The organism is Pedobacter sp. AC379 (assembly GCF_979258145.1).
Genome location: NZ_OZ409839.1, coordinates 2,121,298 through 2,140,774, shown reverse-complemented (window position 1 = coordinate 2,140,774; position 19,477 = coordinate 2,121,298). Strand labels below are relative to the sequence as shown.

General features: G+C 38.0%; 20 protein-coding genes and 2 tRNA genes. 11 read left to right on the top strand and 11 right to left on the bottom strand.

Annotated elements, in window-relative coordinates:
• Positions 1-24: 24 nt before the first annotated feature.
• Both ACZZZW_RS09465 and ACZZZW_RS09460 read right to left on the bottom strand, forming a co-directional pair.
• Positions 25-97 (bottom strand) — tRNA-Phe (locus tag ACZZZW_RS09465).
• Between the two features lie 294 nt (positions 98-391).
• Positions 392-464: transfer RNA gene (locus tag ACZZZW_RS09460), tRNA-Phe, on the bottom strand.
• A gap of 229 nt (positions 465-693) precedes the next feature.
• Between ACZZZW_RS09460 and ACZZZW_RS09455 the strand changes: the two genes are divergently transcribed.
• Both ACZZZW_RS09455 and ACZZZW_RS09450 read left to right on the top strand, forming a co-directional pair.
• Complete coding sequence (locus tag ACZZZW_RS09455) at positions 694-1,989, top strand: 4Fe-4S dicluster domain-containing protein (protein WP_463493062.1); 1,296 nt, start codon at positions 694-696, stop codon at positions 1,987-1,989.
• Positions 1,990-2,066: 77 nt separating this feature from the next.
• Complete coding sequence (locus ACZZZW_RS09450; protein ID WP_055914984.1) at positions 2,067-2,855, top strand: (Fe-S)-binding protein; 789 nt, start codon at positions 2,067-2,069, stop codon at positions 2,853-2,855.
• 109 nt (positions 2,856-2,964) lie between these two features.
• On the opposite strand, the gene ACZZZW_RS09445 is transcribed toward ACZZZW_RS09450, so the two are convergent.
• Positions 2,965-3,471 carry a hypothetical protein gene (locus ACZZZW_RS09445; protein WP_463493061.1) on the bottom strand — a complete coding sequence of 169 codons (507 nt, stop codon included), beginning with the start codon at positions 3,469-3,471 and terminating at the stop codon, positions 2,965-2,967.
• Positions 3,472-3,521: 50 nt separating this feature from the next.
• Here ACZZZW_RS09445 and ACZZZW_RS09440 point away from each other — a divergent pair, with 50 nt between their 5' ends.
• The 3 genes from ACZZZW_RS09440 (at position 3,522) to ACZZZW_RS09430 (ending at position 6,809) form a co-directional block, all read left to right on the top strand.
• Positions 3,522-4,001 carry an ABC transporter ATPase gene (locus ACZZZW_RS09440; protein ID WP_463493060.1) on the top strand — a complete coding sequence of 160 codons (480 nt, stop codon included), beginning with the start codon at positions 3,522-3,524 and terminating at the stop codon, positions 3,999-4,001.
• Between the two features lie 5 nt (positions 4,002-4,006).
• A complete protein-coding gene (locus tag ACZZZW_RS09435) occupies positions 4,007-4,294 on the top strand; it encodes a YciI family protein (protein WP_463493059.1) in 288 nt (95 codons plus the stop codon).
• A gap of 100 nt (positions 4,295-4,394) precedes the next feature.
• Positions 4,395-6,809 carry an AsmA family protein gene (locus ACZZZW_RS09430; protein WP_463493058.1) on the top strand — a complete coding sequence of 805 codons (2,415 nt, stop codon included), beginning with the start codon at positions 4,395-4,397 and terminating at the stop codon, positions 6,807-6,809.
• Between the two features lie 30 nt (positions 6,810-6,839).
• Here the strand turns inward: ACZZZW_RS09430 and mtgA are convergent, their stop codons facing one another.
• Positions 6,840-7,568, bottom strand: a complete 729-nt coding sequence (mtgA, locus tag ACZZZW_RS09425) for a monofunctional biosynthetic peptidoglycan transglycosylase (RefSeq protein WP_463493057.1) — start codon at positions 7,566-7,568, stop codon at positions 6,840-6,842.
• Between the two features lie 194 nt (positions 7,569-7,762).
• Between mtgA and ACZZZW_RS09420 the strand changes: the two genes are divergently transcribed.
• Both ACZZZW_RS09420 and ACZZZW_RS09415 read left to right on the top strand, forming a co-directional pair.
• Positions 7,763-8,572 (top strand): 3-keto-disaccharide hydrolase, encoded by an 810-nt coding sequence (locus ACZZZW_RS09420; RefSeq protein ID WP_463493056.1) that lies wholly within the window; start codon positions 7,763-7,765, stop codon positions 8,570-8,572.
• A 30-nt stretch (positions 8,573-8,602) separates the two neighbouring features.
• Positions 8,603-9,301: an SDR family oxidoreductase gene (locus ACZZZW_RS09415; RefSeq protein ID WP_055915005.1), complete on the top strand. Its 699-nt coding sequence runs from the start codon at positions 8,603-8,605 to the stop codon at positions 9,299-9,301.
• A 326-nt stretch (positions 9,302-9,627) separates the two neighbouring features.
• Here the strand turns inward: ACZZZW_RS09415 and rplI are convergent, their stop codons facing one another.
• From rplI to ACZZZW_RS09395, 4 genes are all read right to left on the bottom strand, one after another.
• The gene (gene rplI / locus ACZZZW_RS09410; RefSeq protein ID WP_025144599.1) at positions 9,628-10,071 is read right to left on the bottom strand and encodes a 50S ribosomal protein L9; all 444 of its coding nucleotides are present in this window, start codon (positions 10,069-10,071) and stop codon (positions 9,628-9,630) included.
• 12 nt (positions 10,072-10,083) lie between these two features.
• On the bottom strand, positions 10,084-10,347 hold the full coding sequence (rpsR, locus tag ACZZZW_RS09405; protein WP_010599582.1) for a 30S ribosomal protein S18: 264 nt from the start codon (positions 10,345-10,347) through the stop codon (positions 10,084-10,086).
• Entirely contained in the window at positions 10,347-10,703 is a 357-nt protein-coding gene (gene rpsF, locus ACZZZW_RS09400) for a 30S ribosomal protein S6 (protein ID WP_055915007.1), read from the bottom strand. The genes rpsR and rpsF overlap by 1 nt, the downstream gene beginning before the upstream one ends.
• Positions 10,704-10,985: 282 nt before the next feature.
• Positions 10,986-11,579, bottom strand: coding sequence for a hypothetical protein (locus tag ACZZZW_RS09395; protein ID WP_463493055.1), 594 nt, complete (start codon positions 11,577-11,579; stop codon positions 10,986-10,988).
• Between the two features lie 182 nt (positions 11,580-11,761).
• Here ACZZZW_RS09395 and ACZZZW_RS09390 point away from each other — a divergent pair, with 182 nt between their 5' ends.
• Both ACZZZW_RS09390 and ACZZZW_RS09385 read left to right on the top strand, forming a co-directional pair.
• Positions 11,762-12,625 (top strand): AraC family transcriptional regulator, encoded by an 864-nt coding sequence (locus tag ACZZZW_RS09390; RefSeq protein WP_055915013.1) that lies wholly within the window; start codon positions 11,762-11,764, stop codon positions 12,623-12,625.
• Positions 12,626-12,632: 7 nt separating this feature from the next.
• Complete coding sequence (locus tag ACZZZW_RS09385; RefSeq protein WP_463493054.1) at positions 12,633-13,388, top strand: DUF1570 domain-containing protein; 756 nt, start codon at positions 12,633-12,635, stop codon at positions 13,386-13,388.
• Between the two features lie 5 nt (positions 13,389-13,393).
• On the opposite strand, the gene ACZZZW_RS09380 is transcribed toward ACZZZW_RS09385, so the two are convergent.
• Positions 13,394-14,140, bottom strand: a complete 747-nt coding sequence (locus ACZZZW_RS09380) for a DUF3108 domain-containing protein (RefSeq protein WP_463493053.1) — start codon at positions 14,138-14,140, stop codon at positions 13,394-13,396.
• A gap of 136 nt (positions 14,141-14,276) precedes the next feature.
• On the opposite strand from ACZZZW_RS09380, the gene ACZZZW_RS09375 reads away from it, so the two are divergent.
• Both ACZZZW_RS09375 and ACZZZW_RS09370 read left to right on the top strand, forming a co-directional pair.
• Complete coding sequence (locus ACZZZW_RS09375; protein ID WP_463493052.1) at positions 14,277-15,452, top strand: DNA polymerase III subunit gamma/tau; 1,176 nt, start codon at positions 14,277-14,279, stop codon at positions 15,450-15,452.
• Positions 15,453-15,784: 332 nt separating this feature from the next.
• Positions 15,785-16,099, top strand: coding sequence for a hypothetical protein (locus ACZZZW_RS09370; RefSeq protein ID WP_463493051.1), 315 nt, complete (start codon positions 15,785-15,787; stop codon positions 16,097-16,099).
• A 58-nt stretch (positions 16,100-16,157) separates the two neighbouring features.
• On the opposite strand, the gene ACZZZW_RS09365 is transcribed toward ACZZZW_RS09370, so the two are convergent.
• Complete coding sequence (locus tag ACZZZW_RS09365) at positions 16,158-16,568, bottom strand: hypothetical protein (protein ID WP_055915025.1); 411 nt, start codon at positions 16,566-16,568, stop codon at positions 16,158-16,160.
• Positions 16,569-17,230: 662 nt separating this feature from the next.
• Positions 17,231-19,450, bottom strand: coding sequence for an NADP-dependent isocitrate dehydrogenase (locus ACZZZW_RS09360; protein WP_463493050.1), 2,220 nt, complete (start codon positions 19,448-19,450; stop codon positions 17,231-17,233).
• Between the last annotated feature and the right edge of the window lie 27 nt (positions 19,451-19,477).

Sequence of the window (19,477 nt, the reverse complement as noted above, 5' to 3'; positions counted from 1 at the left end):
ACATTGCTGTAAGGCTTTTTGAAGTGGTGCCACCTGGATTCGAACCAGGGACACAAGGATTTTCAGTCCTTTGCTCTACCGACTGAGCTATGGCACCCCCTTTTGGGAATGCAAATGTAGTATTCTTTTCATCAAATCCAAAAAAAGCATATCGGTTTTTTTCTTAAAAACAACCGTCAAAGACGCATCTTTTTGACATGCAATAAGATGCGTTGAAAAATATTTTTTCCATAAATTAATTCGGACAAGAAAATATTTCTTTACGCATTATGCCTCTATTAATGTAAACGAGAAAAAATTAACTGATCGGTTTAAGCTATTTTGAACACTATAATCTTAAAAAAAGCCAATAAACCAAAAAAGCCTTACATTTCTGTAAGGCTTTTGGAAGTGGTGCCACCTGGATTCGAACCAGGGACACAAGGATTTTCAGTCCTTTGCTCTACCGACTGAGCTATGGCACCATCCGTTTGGGATTGCAAATGTAGTGTTCTTTTTTCAAAAGCAAAACTTTTTTTCAATTATTTCATTCTGATACTGATTATCAATTAATTAATTTTTTATCATGCTAAAAATATGCCTTAAACAATGCTTAGAATGAGTACAAACAAATAATTTTATATATTTTTTTATGCATGCATAGTAATTTATTTAGATTAATATCCTAATTTAGCGTAAACAATCTAATATTGCATGGTGGCACAGATCCTCTTTCTAGTACTTACACTTGCAGCAATTGCGCTGTTTATAGTAAACCTGCGTAAAATAATTCGCAATATCCGCTTAGGCAAACCGGTCGATCGCAATGATCAGCCACAAAAAAGGCTAATGACAATGCTTCGTGTAGCCTTTGGACAATCAAAAATGGTAGTGCGCCCCATCCCTGCTTTTCTACACTTTTTTGTTTACATCGGCTTTGTAATCATTAACCTTGAAGTGCTCGAAATTATGATCGATGGACTTTTTGGCACACACCGCATTTTTAATGGGTTAGGCGGTTTATATAACTTTTTAATCGGTTCTTTCGAAATACTTGCCTTTACCGTTTGGGTTTCCTGCGTTATTTTCCTGATCCGCAGAAATGTCATTAAACTTAAGCGCTTTAGTGGTGTAGAGATGAAAAGCTGGCCAAAATCTGATGCGAATTACATTTTAATTACTGAGATTTTATTAATGAGTGCATTTTTGCTTATGAATGCCGCAGATGCCAAACTGCAACTCCTGGGAGCCAGCCATTATATTAGCGCAGGTGCCTTTCCGGTGAGTCAGTATTTAATGAACATCCTGCCTTCAACTGAAAGTGCATTGATCATCGTAGAACGCAGCTGTTGGTGGTTTCACATCATCGGAATTTTAGCATTCTTAAACTATCTTCCCTACTCCAAACATTTTCACATCCTGTTTGCATTCCCAAATACGTATTTTTCCAATTTGGAACCTAAAGGTGAATTTACCAATATGGCTTCAGTTACCAATGAGGTGAAAGCGATGCTCGATCCATCTTTTGTTCCGGCAGAAACTGAGCCTGGTAAATTCGGTGCAAAGGATGTAACCGATTTAAGCTGGGTTAATTTAATGAATGCTTATACCTGTACCGAATGTGGTAGATGTACATCCGTATGCCCTGCAAACATCACTGGCAAACTTTTATCGCCAAGGAAAATCATGATGGATACCCGCGACCGCATTACAGAAGTTGGCAAAAACATTGACAAACACGGGACTGAACATCAGGATGGAAAATCTTTATTGGACGATTACATCAGCAGAGAGGAAATATGGGCTTGTACCAGCTGTAATGCATGCGTAGAAGCCTGCCCGGTAAATATAGATCCTTTACAAATTATAATGGAGCTTCGCCGCTTTGCAGTCATGGAAGAATCGCAGGCACCTGCAAGCATCAATGCCATGTTGGGGAATATAGAAAATAACCAGGCACCCTGGAAATACTCACCGGCCGACCGCTTTAACTGGGCACAGGAAAGTTAACAAAAACAGTTTTCAGTTGGCATTGAATTAAAATAATAATTACATCAGGCTTAAACCTGATACTAGATAATACAACAATGGAATTTAAAGTACCTACAATGGCCGAATTAATGGCCGCAGGTGAAGAACCGGAAATATTATTTTGGGTTGGATGTGCAGGAAGTTACGATGAACGGGCGCAGAAAATTACCCGCGACATTTGTAAAATCCTTCATCATGTAGGTATAAAATATGCTGTTTTAGGAACCGAAGAGAGCTGTACTGGCGATCCCGCGAAAAGAGCAGGGAACGAATTTCTTTTCCAGATGCAGGCCATGACCAATATTGAGGTTTTGAATGCCTATAACATTAAAAAAATAGTAACCGGCTGTCCGCATTGTTTCAACACCATCAAAAATGAATATCCTGGCTTAGGTGGCTCCTACGAGGTGATTCATCATACGCAGTTGATACAGGATTTAATTAACGAAGGAAAGCTTAAAGCCGAGGGTGGCGAAAGCTTCAAAGGTAAAAAAATCACCTATCACGATCCATGTTATTTAGGTCGCGGGAACGGAATTTATGAAGCTCCACGCAAAGCCCTGGAAGTTTTGGACGCACAGCTTGTAGAAATGAAACGTTGCAAAAGCAATGGCTTATGCTGTGGTGCAGGTGGCGCACAAATGTTTAAAGAACCGGAAAAAGGAAAAAAAGATATCAATGTTGAACGTATCGATGAAGCTTTAGAAACCAATCCACAGTTTATTGCAGCAGGATGCCCATTTTGCATGACCATGCTGAGCGACGGTATCAAATTAAAAGATAAGGAACAGGAAGTTAAGGTACTGGATATTGCAGAAATTACCGCAAGGGCAAATGGGTTGTAAATAATTTCACTAAAATTCCTCTATGGTTTCGTCGTTTTGAGCGGAGTGGAAGGTATTCGAGAAATCTCCATTAGGCGATGGCCACAGTTGAGAGGATGATAAGCCGCAATTAATCTTCAGATTTTACTTCTGCTTTAGACACTTCAGCCAGCGGTAGCTTCGTAATATTTTCCAGGTTATCACGAATCTGGTTCAATTCTTCTGCTTCCATATTTTTTACCGGTATAATGATCTGCGTAGCCATCGAATCTACATCACCTCCCCTATCTTTATAGGTCTGCACAATCACATCATCTCCTTTGGTACGGATATACAGTTTACCTGAATTTGTTGTTCCATAATAATCCATATCTTTAAACTTAGCGAGCTTGAACGCGAAATATTCAGTTTTACCGTTATTGAAATAACGCTTATAACGGCAGAACCCATTGTTGGTAACATTAAGTTCATAACGTTTAACCTGGCTATTTTCCTGACTGGTATCGTAGTGATCGGTAAATGATTTTTGTAGAAAACTGGTGTATTGCTCCATAGAAGCCGGATCGGAAAAAGCACATAAAAACATACAAAAAGCCGAAATAAGGGATATTTTCAAGCAGAGTGTAAACTTTTTCATCAGGTTGGCGTTTTAAACACACCAATTTAATTAAAATCATAAATTTGTACATGAGTTTTTCTCCACAATCAAGAGTTTGGATATACCAAAGCGATCGAAAGTTTACTTCAACTGAAGAAAACAAGATCATAAACAAGTTATCATCTTTTACCAACCAATGGAAGGCGCATGGTAATGAACTGCTGGCTAAAGCAGAAATCCGTTATGGTTTTTTTATTATCCTGATTGTTGACGAAAGCAAGGCCGGTGTTACCGGTTGCTCTATCGATAGCTCCGTAAAGTTGATCAAAGAAATTGAGCAGGAATATCATGTCGATCTTTTTAACCGTTTCAATATGGCTTATAAAGTAAATGGAGAGGTTGTGGTAAACAGCAAAGAAGATTTTGAAACCTTGGTGAATATTAAACAGGTTACTTCAGAAACAATTGTATTTAACAATATGGTTCAAAATTTGGCAGAACTTGAAAGCAAGTGGGAAGTTCCATTTCGAAACAGCTGGCATGCTACTGTTTTTGCACATTTACTTTAAAAATTATGTTCATTGTAGACCTTAAATATATCGTTCCACTTGAAGAGCTGGATGAACACATGAAAGCCCATGTCCAATATTTAAAGAAGTATTATGATAAAAACATTTTTGTGGCTTCCGGCCGCAAAGTGCCACGAACCGGTGGCATAATCTTAGCCCTTGCTAAAGATGAAGATGCATTAAAAAAAATTCTAGTGGAAGATCCCTTTTACAAGCACCGATTGGCCGATTTTACCATTACCCAGTTTTTAACCTCGCAATACCATCCTGATCTTGAAAGCCTCTTGGGCTAACCAATCGTAAAACGTATAGTGCTAATGCAGATTATTTTTAATTCAGCACCAAACAATTAGCGCGCAAAAAACATTATATTGGTTAACTCAACTAATGTGTATGAAGCGCTGGCTCAAAATCTCTTTAAAAATCCTATCGGTTTTTGTTATCCTGATTATATTGACCTGGTTGGCAGGCGCATTTTACATTAGCAGAAATAAAAAGGAAGTACTCGCCTCCATCCTATCCCAGCTGAATAAAAACCTAAACGGAAAAATTACCGCAACGGGTATGGAACCCACGCTTTTGAAAAGTTTTCCGGGAGTTTCGGTATCATTAAACGGGGTTTTATTGAGAGACAGTTTATGGGCACAACATAAGCACGACCTATTGAAAGCGCAGGATATAGATGTATCCTTAAATGTACTTTCGCTTATTGTAGGCAACATTAACATTAAACAGATTGCCATAAACAATGCGGATATATACATCTACACTGATACTACAGGCTACAGCAATACCAGTATTTTTAAAAGTAAACCCAAAACAGAAGAGAAATCCAGCTCCAAATCATCTGCACTGGAAATCAAGAAAATAGATTTTAATAAAGTAAACCTTGTATTGGATAACAAAAAACGCTTCAAACTCTTTAATTTCAACATCGATCAGATCCAGGGTAGAATGGAGTATCCGGATAGCGGCTGGACAGGTAAAATTAAACTGGCCACGAAGGTAAATAGTTTCGCATTTAATACACGAAAGGGCAGCTTTTTGAAAGATAAAACGTTAAGCGGAACGCTCAAGGCACATTACAGTCGTGATTTGGATGCTGTTATATTGAGCCCTGAAATACTGAACATAGACAACCATCCTTTCAAAATCGGTGCTAAAATTGAACTTGACAAGTCTGCATTCGCCATCAGCATCGCTGTGGATGATATATTGTTCAAAGACGTTGCTTTACTTTTATCCCCTAATATTTCTTCTAAATTGTTGAAATTCGGAATCGAAAAACCGGTAAACATACGAGGCAATATTGTTGATGACGGTTCAGGGAAATATGGCGATCCTTTGATTAAGGTAGGGATAACAGTGCGGAACAATATCGTTTCAATTCCGGCGGGTAAATTAACAGACTGCAATTTTGATGGATCTTTTACCAACCGGGATACCGTTGGTGGTGTTATCGGGGATGAAAACTCCTCCATTAAGTTTCACAGGCTTACCGCAAAATACTTTAATGCACCGCTCAAAATCGATACTTTTACCGTTAATAATCTCTCGCGACCGATTGCCACCGGATTGGTTACTTCACAGTTTCCACTATCGAACCTCAACAATTCATTGGGTACAAATGACTTTGAATTTAAAAACGGAACCGCAAACCTGCGGTTATATTGCAAAGCCGATATTGATAATTTCAGGTTTACAAAGCCTGTTGTTTCAGGAAAAATAGCAATTGCAGATGCTGATATATTGTATATTCCCAGAAAGCTCCATTTGGTAAAAAGTGCCCTGAATATCAAGTTCAACCAAAATGATTTATCAATACAGAACGGGCATTTCCAGCTTGGCAAAAGCGAGCTGAATGTAAGCTGTAGTATTGCCAATTTTGCCAACCTTTACTACACTGCGCCTGAAAAAATATTGGTTAACCTGAAAATGTCGAGTCCACAATTGTACCTGAAAGAATTTTTACCTTTTTTAGGTCCAAGAACTGCAAAAAAAACACAGTCAGGTGGAAATAAAAAAGTAGTTTCCAAGGAACTGAGCAATGTGCTCGAAGTTTCGAAAATGAATATCCGTTTAACGGTCGATAAAGCCATTTACAATAATTTCCTGGCTAAAAACCTCGATGCAGACATCTCTTTACGTGGTGGCGGCATATTCTTTAATAAGATAAGTGTGGCCCATGCTGGCGGACAACTATCTTTAGACGGGAATATTATGCAGGAAGCTGCCTCAAATAGTTTTAAGATCAATTCAAAGATCAGCCATGTGAGCGTTAAAGACTTCTTCTATTCCTTTGATAATTTCGGACAGAATACCATTACAAACAAAAATTTAAAAGGTTACTTATCCTCGTTGGTTAACATTTCCGGCAAAATATCCCATACCGGAAAAATTCTTCCCAGATCAATCAATGGCAAAGTGGTTTTCAATCTGAACAACGCAGCACTTGTTAATTTTGATCCAATGGTTAAAGTTGGAAAGTTTGCTTTTGCAAACCGGAATTTATCAAATGTTGAAATTAAAAACCTGGATGGAACACTCACTATTAAAGGCGATAAAGTAGAAATCAGTCCGATGCTGGTAAATTCCAGCGCATTAAATTTCAATGTAAAAGGTACATATGCGCTGGGCGAGGGTACAAACGTAGCCATGGATATTCCGCTGAGAAACCCTAAAGGAGATGAAAATCTGACCAAAGCAGAAAAACGGGAAGCCCGAATGCGCGGTATCGTACTGCATTTAAAAGCTGTTGATGATGATAAAGGCGGAATAAAGATCAGATGGAATAAAGACCACGATTAATCAATTATTCACTGATTCACAATTTAATCATTAAAAATCAAGCGGCCCGAGCCTGTTCATATTTCTAAGAATTAAATACTGGCGGTGCCTGATGTACGGAGTTGCATTCTTTGGTGTCCACCTTCTTGGGTTTGGAAAACAGGAAGCGATTAATGCAGCTTGCTTTTTGGTTAATTTGGTACACGATTTACCATAATACTCCTGTGCAGCAGCCTCGGCACCGTAAATGCCATCGCCCATCTCGATAACATTTAAGTAAACCTCTAAAATTCTTTCTTTACTCCAAAAAATCTCGATCAATAGCGTAAAATAGGCTTCAAATCCTTTCCTGATCCATGATCTGCCAGGCCATAAAAAAACATTTTTAGCAGTTTGTTGTGAAATAGTACTTCCACCCTTTACTTTTTTACCTTTTGCGTTGCTGGCGAAAGCTTTTTCGATGGCCTTCATATCAAAACCGATATGCTTTAAAAAGAGTTGATCTTCTGCTGATACCGCTGCCCGTTTCATGTTATCAGACATATCCTCGAACTTTACCCACTTTTTTTCAGTTTTAAACGGCTTTCCGTCGGCCTTACGCTCAATGTTTCGCAATACCATTAAAAGCGTAATTGGCGGATTGATAAAACGCAACGCAATTACCCAAAATACCGAAACCAGCAAAAAATATAAAAATACCTTTGTGGCAATGTTGGTAATCCTTTTAAGGAGGGGATGTTTTGTCTTATTTTTGGTTTTGCTTGTTCGGGTTTTCGCCATGGGGCAAAGGTAATTAAAGCGGCGGAAGATGGGAAGTACCGGAGCGGTGAATGATAAAAAAAATATTTAAAGCAACCAGAAATAAAACGCTCCTGCAAAATTATCGTTGTAAACCCTTAATTCAAATTAAAATCACTTTGTTTATGTATTTTGTGATTCAGATTTTCAAACTTACCCCAAAAAAAATCAACCGAATGAAAAAACTATTTTACCTCATTCTTGCTGTTACTTTATGGAGCTGCAGTACAAGCAAAAATATCACAAACAGATCAGAAAAATGGATAACACTTTTTAACGGAAAAGACATTAAAGACTGGAATGTAAAAATTCACCACCACGATTACAACGTAAATTTTGGAAATACTTTTAGGGTGGAAAACGGAATAATACATGTTCGTTATGATCAATACGGTGATTTTAATGATCAGTTCGGCCATCTTTATTATAAAACACCATTTTCTTATTATCACCTCAAATTAAAATACCGTTTTGTTGGCGAACTGCAAAAAGGTGCCCCAAGTTATACTTTACGCAACAGTGGGCTAATGTTTCACTCCCAAGATCCGAAAACAATGCCCAAGGAGCAGGATTGGCCAATTTCGATTGAAATGCAGTTTTTAGGAGGTTTGAGTGATGGAAGGCCCCGCCCTACCGGAAACATGTGCTCACCTGGAACTGATATTTTTTATCAGGGTAAATTATACGACGGCCATTGCCTTGATTCAAAATCCAAAACCTACGATGGCGATCAGTGGGTATCAGCAGAGCTAATTGTTATGGGCGATTCGCTGGTTACACACATTATCAACGGAGATACTGTTTTACAATACAGCAAACCTCAAATTGGCGGAGGTGTAGCCAACCGTTACGATCCGAAAATAAAGATTGATGGTAAAGCGCTTAAGCAGGGCTTCATTGCCTTGCAAAGCGAAGGTCAGCCTGTCGATTTTAAGGATATCCAGATTATGGAACTTCCTCACCAGGGCAACAAAAAATCTAATTAAACATTTTTCGATATCATACGTTACAAGAGCATGAAAGTTGCACTAATTACAGGAGGAAGTAAGGGAATCGGTTTTGGTATTGCCGAAGCCCTCCTAAAAAACGGTTACAAGGTAGCCATAACCAGCAGAACAATTGCAAGCGCAAATGAAGCCGCATCTCATCTTGTAGCTCATGGCGATGTATTGGCCATTGAGGCAGATGTTGCCAATTTCACTTCTCAGCAGGAAGCAGTTAACCTAATTCTGGAAAAATGGGGCCAGTTAGATGTACTCATCGCCAATGCTGGAATAGGTCATTTTGCGCCTATTGATGAATTAAGTATTGATTTATGGAAGGAAACCATTGATACGAACCTAACAGGTGTTTTTTACAGCATCAAGGCTACGGTTGATGAAATTAAAAGAACAAACGGACATATCTTTACCATTTCAAGCTTGGCAGGAACAAACTTTTTTGCCGGAGGATCGGCCTACAATGCCAGTAAGTTTGGTTTAACAGGTTTTACCCAATCGGTGATGCTTGATTTAAGGAAATATGGTGTAAAGGTAAGCACAATTATGCCGGGTTCGGTAGCAAGCCATTTCAATGATCATCAACCCGATTCAGAAAATGACGCCTGGAAAATTCAGCCGGAGGATATGGGCAAACTTATTGTTGATTTATTGGCTATGCCAGCCCGAACATTGCCTAGTAAGGTAGAAATCAGGCCAACAACGCCTAAAGGCTAACTGAAGGATAATTTTCTATACAGCTTATTCATTGAACTTGCGGGGATTTATTATTTCCGCAGGTTATTGTTTTCATTACTGCATCAATTTAATATTGACTTAAGTTTTGCAAATTCTATCAACTCAACATCAAATGCCCTGACTTTGTTACAAGATTAAAGCAAATATGCCCTGACTTTGTTACAAAACACAGATTATGGCGTTTACGATACCTCTTGAATAAACTACAGAATAAAGCCTATAACATCATCCTAAAATCTATTGATTAGATCATAAAAAAAGTCCCGATTTGCATCGGGACTTTTAATTGATTCGTTAAAGAATGCTTATTCAGCAATTACTTCGAAAGGAACCTGAACTTTAACTTCTTTGTGTAAGTTTAAGTTAGCAACATATTCGCCAACAAATTTTGGTTCAGTTTCGAAAGTAATACGACGACGGTCTACATCAAAGCCTTGTGCTTTTAATGCTTCAGCAATCTGGATGGTATTAACCGCTCCAAAGATTTTTCCGCTTTCGCCAGCTTTAGCACCGATAGAAAGTTTAACATCAGTTAAACGCTCAGCAACACCTTCAGCATCTTTCTTAATTTTATCTTGTTTGAAAGCAGCTTGCTTTAAGTTTTCTGCTAAAACTTTTTTAGCAGAAGAAGTAGCCAATGCTCCAAATCCTTGAGGGATTAAATAGTTACGGCCATAACCTGGCTTTACTGTAACTACATCATCTTTCTCACCAAGGCCTTTAATATCTTGTTTTAAAATAATTTCCATATCTCTAGCCTCCTATTTTAATTGATCAGCAACGAAAGGTAACAAACCGATATGACGGGCACGTTTAACTGCCTGAGCCACTTTACGTTGGAATTTTAACGAAGTACCAGTTAAACGGCGTGGTAATAATTTACCTTGATCGTTAATAAATTTCAACAAGAAATTTGCATCCTTGTAATCGATGTATTTAATTCCGTTTTTCTTGAAACGGCAATATTTTTTACGGTTATCCTCTACTTTAGGGGCGGTTACGTATTGTATTTGTTCTCTTGCCATTACGCTGCAACCTCCTTAGTTTTTTTGTTAAAAGCACCACTACGCTTTTTCTCATTGTAAGCAATAGCGTGTTTGTCTAAACGGATTGTTAAGAAACGTAACACACGCTCATCACGTTTTAATTCGAGCTCTAATTTTGCGATCAACTCACCTGAAGATTTGTATTCAGTTAAGCTGAAGAATCCGTTTGATTTTTTCTCAATTGGATACGCTAATTTTCTCAAACCCCAATTATCCTCTTGGACAATTTCGGCTCCATTATCAACAAGAACTGCTTTATATTTGGCTAATGCCTCTTTAGCAACTTCTTCTGATAACAAAGGGGTTAGAACGATAACAGTTTCGTACTGATTCATTGTTATAAATTATGTTTTTAATTTTTTAATCCCGAGGTATATTACGGGGATGCAAAAGTAACAATATATTTCTTAAAATCAAATGATTAATAAGATTTTATACCGAAAGAAATACTATTGGCCAGGAATGATGAGAGATAAACCTAAGCGAATAGGTAAACTAAAGAATCGCAGGTGAGATATGTTAATATACAATGTCTCAAATCTTAGATTCAACCACCTTAAATAAAAAAAGGGAGACTATCTATCCGACAATCTCCCAACATCAATTAGCAGTATTGTTTAATAAGTTTGAATCGTTTTAACAAAACTTTCATCTTTAAACTTAACCACAAAGGTTAATTCTTTTGAATCTGTTTTACTGATATTGAATTTTTTGGTCAACTGTGCTTTGTCTTTAAACACTTCGTTGTAAACCTCATCATTGTACTCGTTGTATACTTTAACTTCAATCGGGTTTTTATCCAGGTTATCCAGGTTAAGCGTAATCACCTGATCATTTTGAGTGTAAACAGGTTTAAAGATATTTGATAATTTTGGCTCAGATACAATTGCCTCACCATTTTTAATCGTTACTGTATATTTGGCCAATTTTACATCCGACTCTACTTTAAGCACGTAGTTTCCGTCAGGAAGCGCATTTAAATCATAAATTTTGCTTGAAGCAGCCGAAGCATGAATCTTTTCTTCAAACAGAACTTCTTCATCTGAACCAATAAGTGATAAATTTACATCCTCTGCTTTATCTACAGAAAAACGGATATATTTATCTTTTTCACCTTTTACTTTTAAAGTAAAATTATCATCGTTAGCGTGAACACCCGTAGCAGTAAAAAATAACGCTGCTATTAAACCGATTTTTAAGAACTTTTTCATAACCAATATTTTTAAAGAGTTAATCATTATATGATGGTACTAAGGTATAGAGGCAACTGAAATATAGATGATTGCATATTTTCCACTTTCTATGCTATATTACCCGCAATACACCACTATTTTGCCATAAATTAGAATGAAGCATATTTTTTCCTTATTTTAGTAAGATAAATTATAAAACAATGAAGCCAAGTTTCGAAGTGGTAGAGCCTTCTTTCGGAAGTTCGTTCTACTATTCTAAATATGTAGAGAATGCCAACAACATGGCGCATCTCTGGCATTACCATCCCGAAATAGAAATGGTTTTTGTGAACGGCGGCGCCGGGAAGCGGCAGATCGGTAGCCATGTTTCATACTATACAGAGGGTGACCTGATTTTAATCGGCAGCAACCTTCCTCATTGTGGTTTTACCGATACCAATACCGGGAACAAAAACGAAACCGTAATCCAGATGAAACCTGATTTTTTGGGTTCCGCTTTTTTAGGACTGCAAGAAATTAAGGGAATTCAGGAATTGTTTGACAAATCAAAGGCGGGCATTGCTTTTGGCAGCGGTACCAAAAGTGCGGTTGGCGATAAAATTGAATTGATGGACGACCAAGCTCCATTTGAAAGGCTTTTAACGCTGCTGAGTGTATTAAAGGAACTTGAAAACGCCAAAGACTATAAAATTTTAAATGCCGATGGGTTCTCCATGGAAATGCAGGTGCAGGATAATGACCGCATCAATATGATTTTCAATTATGTAAAAGATCATTTTCAAGACCAGATCAGTTTACAGCACGTTGCAGAAATGTCGAGCATGACAGTGCCATCATTTTGCCGCTATTTTAAAAAAATTACCAAAAAAACCTTTACGCATTTTGTAAACGAGTACCGTGTGGTGCATGCTTCTAAACTTCTGGCTGAAAAACCCATTAGCATTGCAAATATATCTTATGAGAGCGGTTTTAACAATTTTAGCCATTTTAATAAATTGTTTAAGGAATTTACAGGCAAAAGTGCATCAGAATACAGACATGAATTAAAATCAGTAATCAAATAAACAAAATATGAAAACGCTCTTTTTATTGTTAATATCTAATCTAATCGGCATAACGTTACATGCCCAATATGTAGAAATCAATCTGGTAAACTGCAAAATAAGTGATTCGGAACAGAAGAAAATTGAAAAACTGATCGCTTACGAGCGGATGTTCTGCAACGAAATTTTCGAAACCAGAGAAAATATCTCGGTACCGGTTAAAATAAATCTTTATGGAAAATCAAAGGATTACCGTGTAGAAAAAAGCAAGTACAATGCACCGTCAACCACTGGTTTTTATATTCCGGCAATAAACCAGGCCTTTATTATGAAGAGTGGCGATTTTATCCCAGTGGCATTGCATGAAGCCAGTCATAGTATTTTCCAGTATAATTATCAAAAAGCACCTAAATGGTTAAATGAAGGACTGGCTGAGTTTTTTGAAACCCTGGATTTTGACAGTGAAGGAAATTTATATTCTTACCCGCAAAGCAACCGGATCAAAAGTATAAAGTCGGGTTTAGCTTATAAGGATACCGAGCGGTTAAAAACGTTTTTCAGGATTTATGATGGTGCTTTTTACGGGCATGGGATTGATGACAACTACAATACCGCCTACAGTATGATCTATTATTTTGTTAAAAATAAAAGAACTGCAGCATTAAAAAACATCATCAAGCTAACTTCACAGGGTTATGATACCGAAAAAGCGATAGCACTCACTTACGGGAGTTTTGATGCATTTGATGCAAGCTATAAACAGTTTTATAACTTGCATTATTAAAAGGATCAGTATTGTTTAACCTTTATTCTATAATTACCCTTATAGTATTCTTTCATCTTAATCACCTCTTTCGATTTTTCGGTTAGCCAGAAAATGGCATAACTGTCTTTGCTGTAATTAATTTTAAGCAGCCAGCAATTAACTGATGAATCTGCATTCAATTTTAAACTATCCTTACCAGTTACTACATAACGATGGTAAGTTGCTGATTTTTCGTTGGGATCAAAAAAGGAAATATCAAATTGCTGGCCAACTTTTTTAATTGGCAATAACGCATAAGTTTCTAAATCCTGCTCCCATGAAATGACCGGAATATCCAATTTAACCGGCCCTTTCTTAATTGCATCATTATTTTTCACGGTATCAGATGGCTGCATCATGCCAGTTTTATAATCGTAGGCAAAAACACCTCTGCGTTTATAATTGGCATAATGATAAATTGGCGCAAGCGTCTTTTTATCACAGATGTTGGTTATTGTGGCCAAAAGTGAATCACCATGAAGCCATTTCCAACCAAATTCTACAATTTCATTTTTATCTCTCTTTTTAAAAGCAATTGTTCTTTCCCATAAATCTCCAACAGTACGTTTGGTTTCTAAAGAATCAGCCATATAAACCAGGTAGCTGTTTTTTCCTTCTTTCAGATTGCTCATCACCAGTTTATGGTTTTGAGCATTTATGGTGTCAACCTGTGCCATCAAAGCGCCCGAAAAAGACAACAACATTGCGCTAATAAAAATTAATATTCTCATTTATAAAGTTTTACGGTTAGATTAATTTTAGCCTTAAATGTTACGCAATCTTTTGTAAATCATTTCAGTATTCCAACTTTTCCACATTCCAACTTTTCAATCTTAAAACACCTATATTTTTCCTATTTTCGTGCCGATGGAAAATTTTATTGTTTCTGCCCGTAAATACCGCCCAGCCACCTTCGAAACCGTAGTTGGCCAGCAGCATATTACAGGTACGCTGAAAAATGCCATCAAAAACAACCAGCTTGCGCAGGCATTTTTATTTTGCGGTCCGCGTGGTGTGGGTAAAACAACCTGTGCCCGTATCCTGGCAAAAACCATAAACTGTACCAACCCTACAGCAGAGATGGAAGCCTGCGGCCAATGCGACAACTGTCTTTCTTTCCAGAACGGACATTCTTTCAATGTGCACGAATTAGATGCGGCATCAAACAACTCTGTTGATGATATCCGTAGTTTAATTGAGCAGGTACGTATACCGCCACAAGCGGGGAAATATAAAATCTATATTATTGATGAGGTTCACATGTTATCGCAAAGTGCATTTAATGCCTTTCTGAAAACTTTGGAAGAACCGCCTTCTTATGCCATTTTTATATTGGCTACTACGGAGAAACATAAAATCCTGCCGACTATTTTATCGCGTTGTCAGATTTTTGATTTCAACCGTATTCAGGTAGAAGATATTGCCAATCACCTATCAACCATTGCCCAACGCGAAAATATCGCATTTGAAAGTGATGGTTTACATATCATTGCTCAAAAAGCAGATGGCGGTTTGCGTGATGCACTTTCTATGTTTGACCAGATTGCCAGTTATGCCAATAAGAATATCACTTATAAGGCAGTAATCGATAACCTGAACATTCTTGATTACGATTACTTTTTTAAACTTACCTCTTATTTAACCGCAGCAGAAGTTAGCCAAACCTTACTTTTGTTTGATGAGATTCTGAACAACGGTTTTGATGGAAATAATTTTATTAATGGCCTGGCTTCTCACTTCCGTAATTTATTGGTAGGTAAAGATGCATCAACCATTAAACTTTTAGAAGTTAGCGAAAATATTAAGCAAAAATATCTCGATCAGTGCCGGCAAACAGAACTTTCGTTCCTTTTAACTGCCTTAAACCTGGCCAATACCTGCGATTTAAATTATAAAAATTCTAAAAACCAACGTTTACAGGTAGAACTGGCATTAATTAAAATGTGCCATATCCGGTCTGTCGTCAATTTAGCACAACAACCTTTAAATACGAGTAACACAGCAACTGACGGAGATCAGGATAAAAAAAAACTAATGTCGTAGCCGGGCAGGTTGAAACACCAAAGCCAAAAGCAGAAAGCGAAACCATTGCTTCTACGCCTACTCCAATAGCTAAAAATCCGGTTTCAGCCAGCATTGCTATAGCAGATAAAGCGAAAGAAACACCAAGGGTTAGTCCTCCACCATCTGCCACCTCCATTAGCATTAATATCCCAAAGGCAAATGCGATAAGCACACTTATTCCTTCATTAAATGATCTGGAACGTGTAGCCCAGGGCGATGATGATGACGGACCTAAAAAAGTTACCGGCGATGCCAGAGAACCATTCAGTTACGACCGTTTACTGGAAGTTTGGAATGCCTTTACCCAAAAGATGAAGGCTACCGATCGGATTAATCTTTTTACCATTTTAAATAATTTTGCCCCAACGCTTTTAAACCCCGAACTGATCGAAATTTCTGTTGAAAGCAAAACCCAGGAACACCTTGTGCAGCAAGAATCGGTAGAGCTGTTAAATTTCCTGAGGAATGAACTCCGCAATTTCGGTGTAGAAGTTACTTACAAACTAATGGAACGCAAAATTGAAAACAGGCTTTACGGTAATCGCGAAAAGTACGACTACCTGGTAAATAAAAACCCTAAGCTTGATGAATTGCGCAGAAGGTTTAATCTAGATATTAATCCGTAGTCAATTTTGCGTTCTTAGCTCTAATTCCTAAGAGAATTTAGTTTAAATATTGATATGCCTAGTTAATTTCAGGGGTATCGTTAATAGGATAACCTTCCTCATCCAAATCATCGCGGTTATCTTCAGGTGTGCGGGCAAGAATTTCATCTTCAGGACTTAATTTTACACTTTCGCCATTATCCACATGCATGCCCAACTCTTCTAAATTATCTTCAGCAACTTCTTCATCGCGTGCGTATTCATCACCAATGTAAGGGTTGGCTTCATCATAAGTAGAATCGTCATCTTTGGCACCAGCTGCTACCGTTTCATATCCCATCGGATGATCATAATCTTCATCCGTACCTTTCACATCAAGTTCGTAACTCTGTTTATTCTCATCGTAAGAAAGGTTTTCCTTATTTATTTCGCTGTTTTCTGTAGTGCTGTGTATTTTATCCTGCGATCCTTTATTCTCGTTAATTTCCATGATATATATCTCCTTTAATTTATAGTGATATAACAAAAGGATTTAAATAAGGTTTGTTTGGCAATTAACAATACTAAAATTAAGGTGAATGCTAAATGAAAACTTGTCGATCTTAATCTTGCTGTGGAGGTTTTAGATTGTTTTTGAAATACTTCTTTAGTTCAGATGGATAGATTTTTTAATTGTTAATATCATTTGGGCGTGCCCCAAGCTGCGCAAGGGTCGGGCTATACACTCCAAGTCCTCGCCCGATGAATACCGATTTAATGTCGGGAGAGCTGTGGGCTTTCCGTTGCTATCCCTCACGCAGCAAAGCGTCTAAAAATTACTATCTTGAAAGTATATCATTCTGCTATCGGTTTATGGGGAAACAGACCGATGGATACGTCAACGCAAATAGTACCTTCTGGGCCAATCCACCTAAACCCGATCAAAGCGGGATGCTCCCGATTCTTCATCGGGAGCAGAAGCGGGAGCGGGACTGCTGCAACCCAAATGCTTCTGTATCCGCTTTCCAAATGCAATCAACCCGCTAACAAATAGCTATTAAAGCTGAAAAACCCATCATAAAAAAAGCGCCCTGACTTTTAAATCAGGACGCTAAATATTTCAAGAGTTGTCAAGCTTCCATGCCAGAAGCATATTAAAGTTGACGACTCAGCTTATAAACTAGCCAAAGAAGTATTTAAGGTTCCACTAGGGCGCATTGCCTTGCTTGCCAATTCATCATTAGGGTTGTAATAACCGCCAATGTTTTGAGGCTTACCTTGCGAACCGATTAATTCTTCATTGATTTTCGCTTCGTTTTCCAATAGCGTTTTAGCCAATGGCGCAAATCTAGCTTGTAAATCAGCATCCTTGGTTTGTGCTGCTAATGCTTCAGCCCAGTATAAAGCCAAATAGAAATGAGAACCACGGTTATCGATAGTACCTAACTTTCTGCCTGGAGATTTATCTGTTGCCAAGAATTTTGCATTAGCCTCATCTAAAGCATCGGCCAATACCTGCGCTTTTGCATTATTTTGTGTTTGAGACAAGTGCTCTAAAGAAGCCTGAAGGGCAAGGAATTCTCCCAACGAATCCCAACGTAAATAACCTTCTTCAATAAACTGCTCAATATGTTTTGGGGCAGAACCACCGGCACCGGTCTCAAACAAACCACCGCCATTCATTAAAGGAACAATAGAAAGCATTTTAGCAGATGTTCCCAACTCTAAAATCGGGAATAAATCTGTCAAATAATCACGCAGTACGTTACCTGTAACCGAAATGGTATCCAAACCTTTACGGATACGCTCCAAAGTAAATTTGGTAGCTTCTATCGGTGCCAGAATACGGATATCTAAACCATTATTATCATGATCTTTTAAGTAAGTATTTACTTTAGTGATGATTTCTCTGTCGTGCGCTCTATTTTCATCTAACCAGAAAACGGCCGGAGTTTCAGATAAACGTGCCCTGTTAACAGCCAGTTTAACCCAATCCTGAATTGGAGCATCTTTGGTTTGGCACATGCGGAAAATATCGCCTTTTTCTACCTTTTGATCAAAAAATACTTTACCATCAGCATCAGTTACACGGATTATTCCTGAACCAGCTGCCTGAAAAGTTTTATCATGCGAACCATATTCTTCAGCTTTCTGAGCCATTAAACCAACATTTGGCACCGATCCTATTGTGGTTACATCAAAAGCACCATGCGCTTTACAATCATCAATGGTTGCGGTATAAACACCAGCGTAAGAACGGTCTGGAATTAATGCGATGGTATCCTGCGCTTTACCTTCTTTGTTCCACATCTGGCCCGAGGTACGGATCATTGCCGGCATAGATGCATCAACAATCACATCACTTGGTACATGCAGGTTGGTAATTCCCTTATCAGAGTTTACCATCGCTAAAGCCGGTCCGTTTGCAATAGCCTGCGCTAAAGCAGCTTCAACTTCTGCCTGTTTTTCGTTACCGGCAATTTTTGCATAAACATCACCTAAGCCGTTACGGGTATCAATGTTTAGTGCTGCGAAAAGATCAGCATATTTAGCAAAAACATCTGCAAAGTAAACTTCTACAATGGCTCCGAAAATTATCGGATCAGAAACTTTCATCATCGTAGCCTTTAAGTGTGCAGATAATAAAACGCCTTCAGCTTTTGCTTCAACAATTTCTTTTGTTACAAAAGTTTTTAATGCCGATAAACTCAATGCAGAGCTATCAATCACCTCTCCTGCTTTTAATGGCGATAAACCTTTTAATTCGGTTACCGTACCATCAGCAGCTACAAACTCAATTTTAAACTGACCTGCTTCTGCAACTGTTGTAGATTTTTCTGAACCATAAAAATCTCCTTCTGTCATGCTGGCCACTTTCGTTTTCGAATCAGCAGACCATTTACCCATTGAATGTGGGTTTTGTTTAGCGTAATTTTTAACTGCTTTAGGTGCTCTACGGTCTGAGTTACCCTCACGTAAAACAGGGTTTACAGCCGAGCCTAAAACTTTTGCATATTTAGTTTTAATTGCTTTTTCTTCGTCGCTCTGCGCATTATCAGGATAATTTGGAATAGCAAAACCCTGTGCTTGTAACTCTGTAATGGCACCAACCAATTGTGGAATGGAAGCCGAGATATTTGGTAATTTAATAATGTTTGCTTCCGGAGTGGTAGCCAATGCACCAAGCTCTCCCAAAGCGTCACCAATTTTTTGATCGTCTTTTAAATACTCAGGAAAGTTTGCCAAAATTCTTCCTGCTAAAGAAATATCTCTGGTTTCTACATCAATACCAGCTGATGCGGTAAAAGCTTGTACGATAGGTAAAAGTGAATAGGTTGCCAACATTGGCGCCTCATCGGTTTTGGTGTAGATAATTTTTGATGTATTTGACATATTATATTGATTTTGCTTATTAAGGTT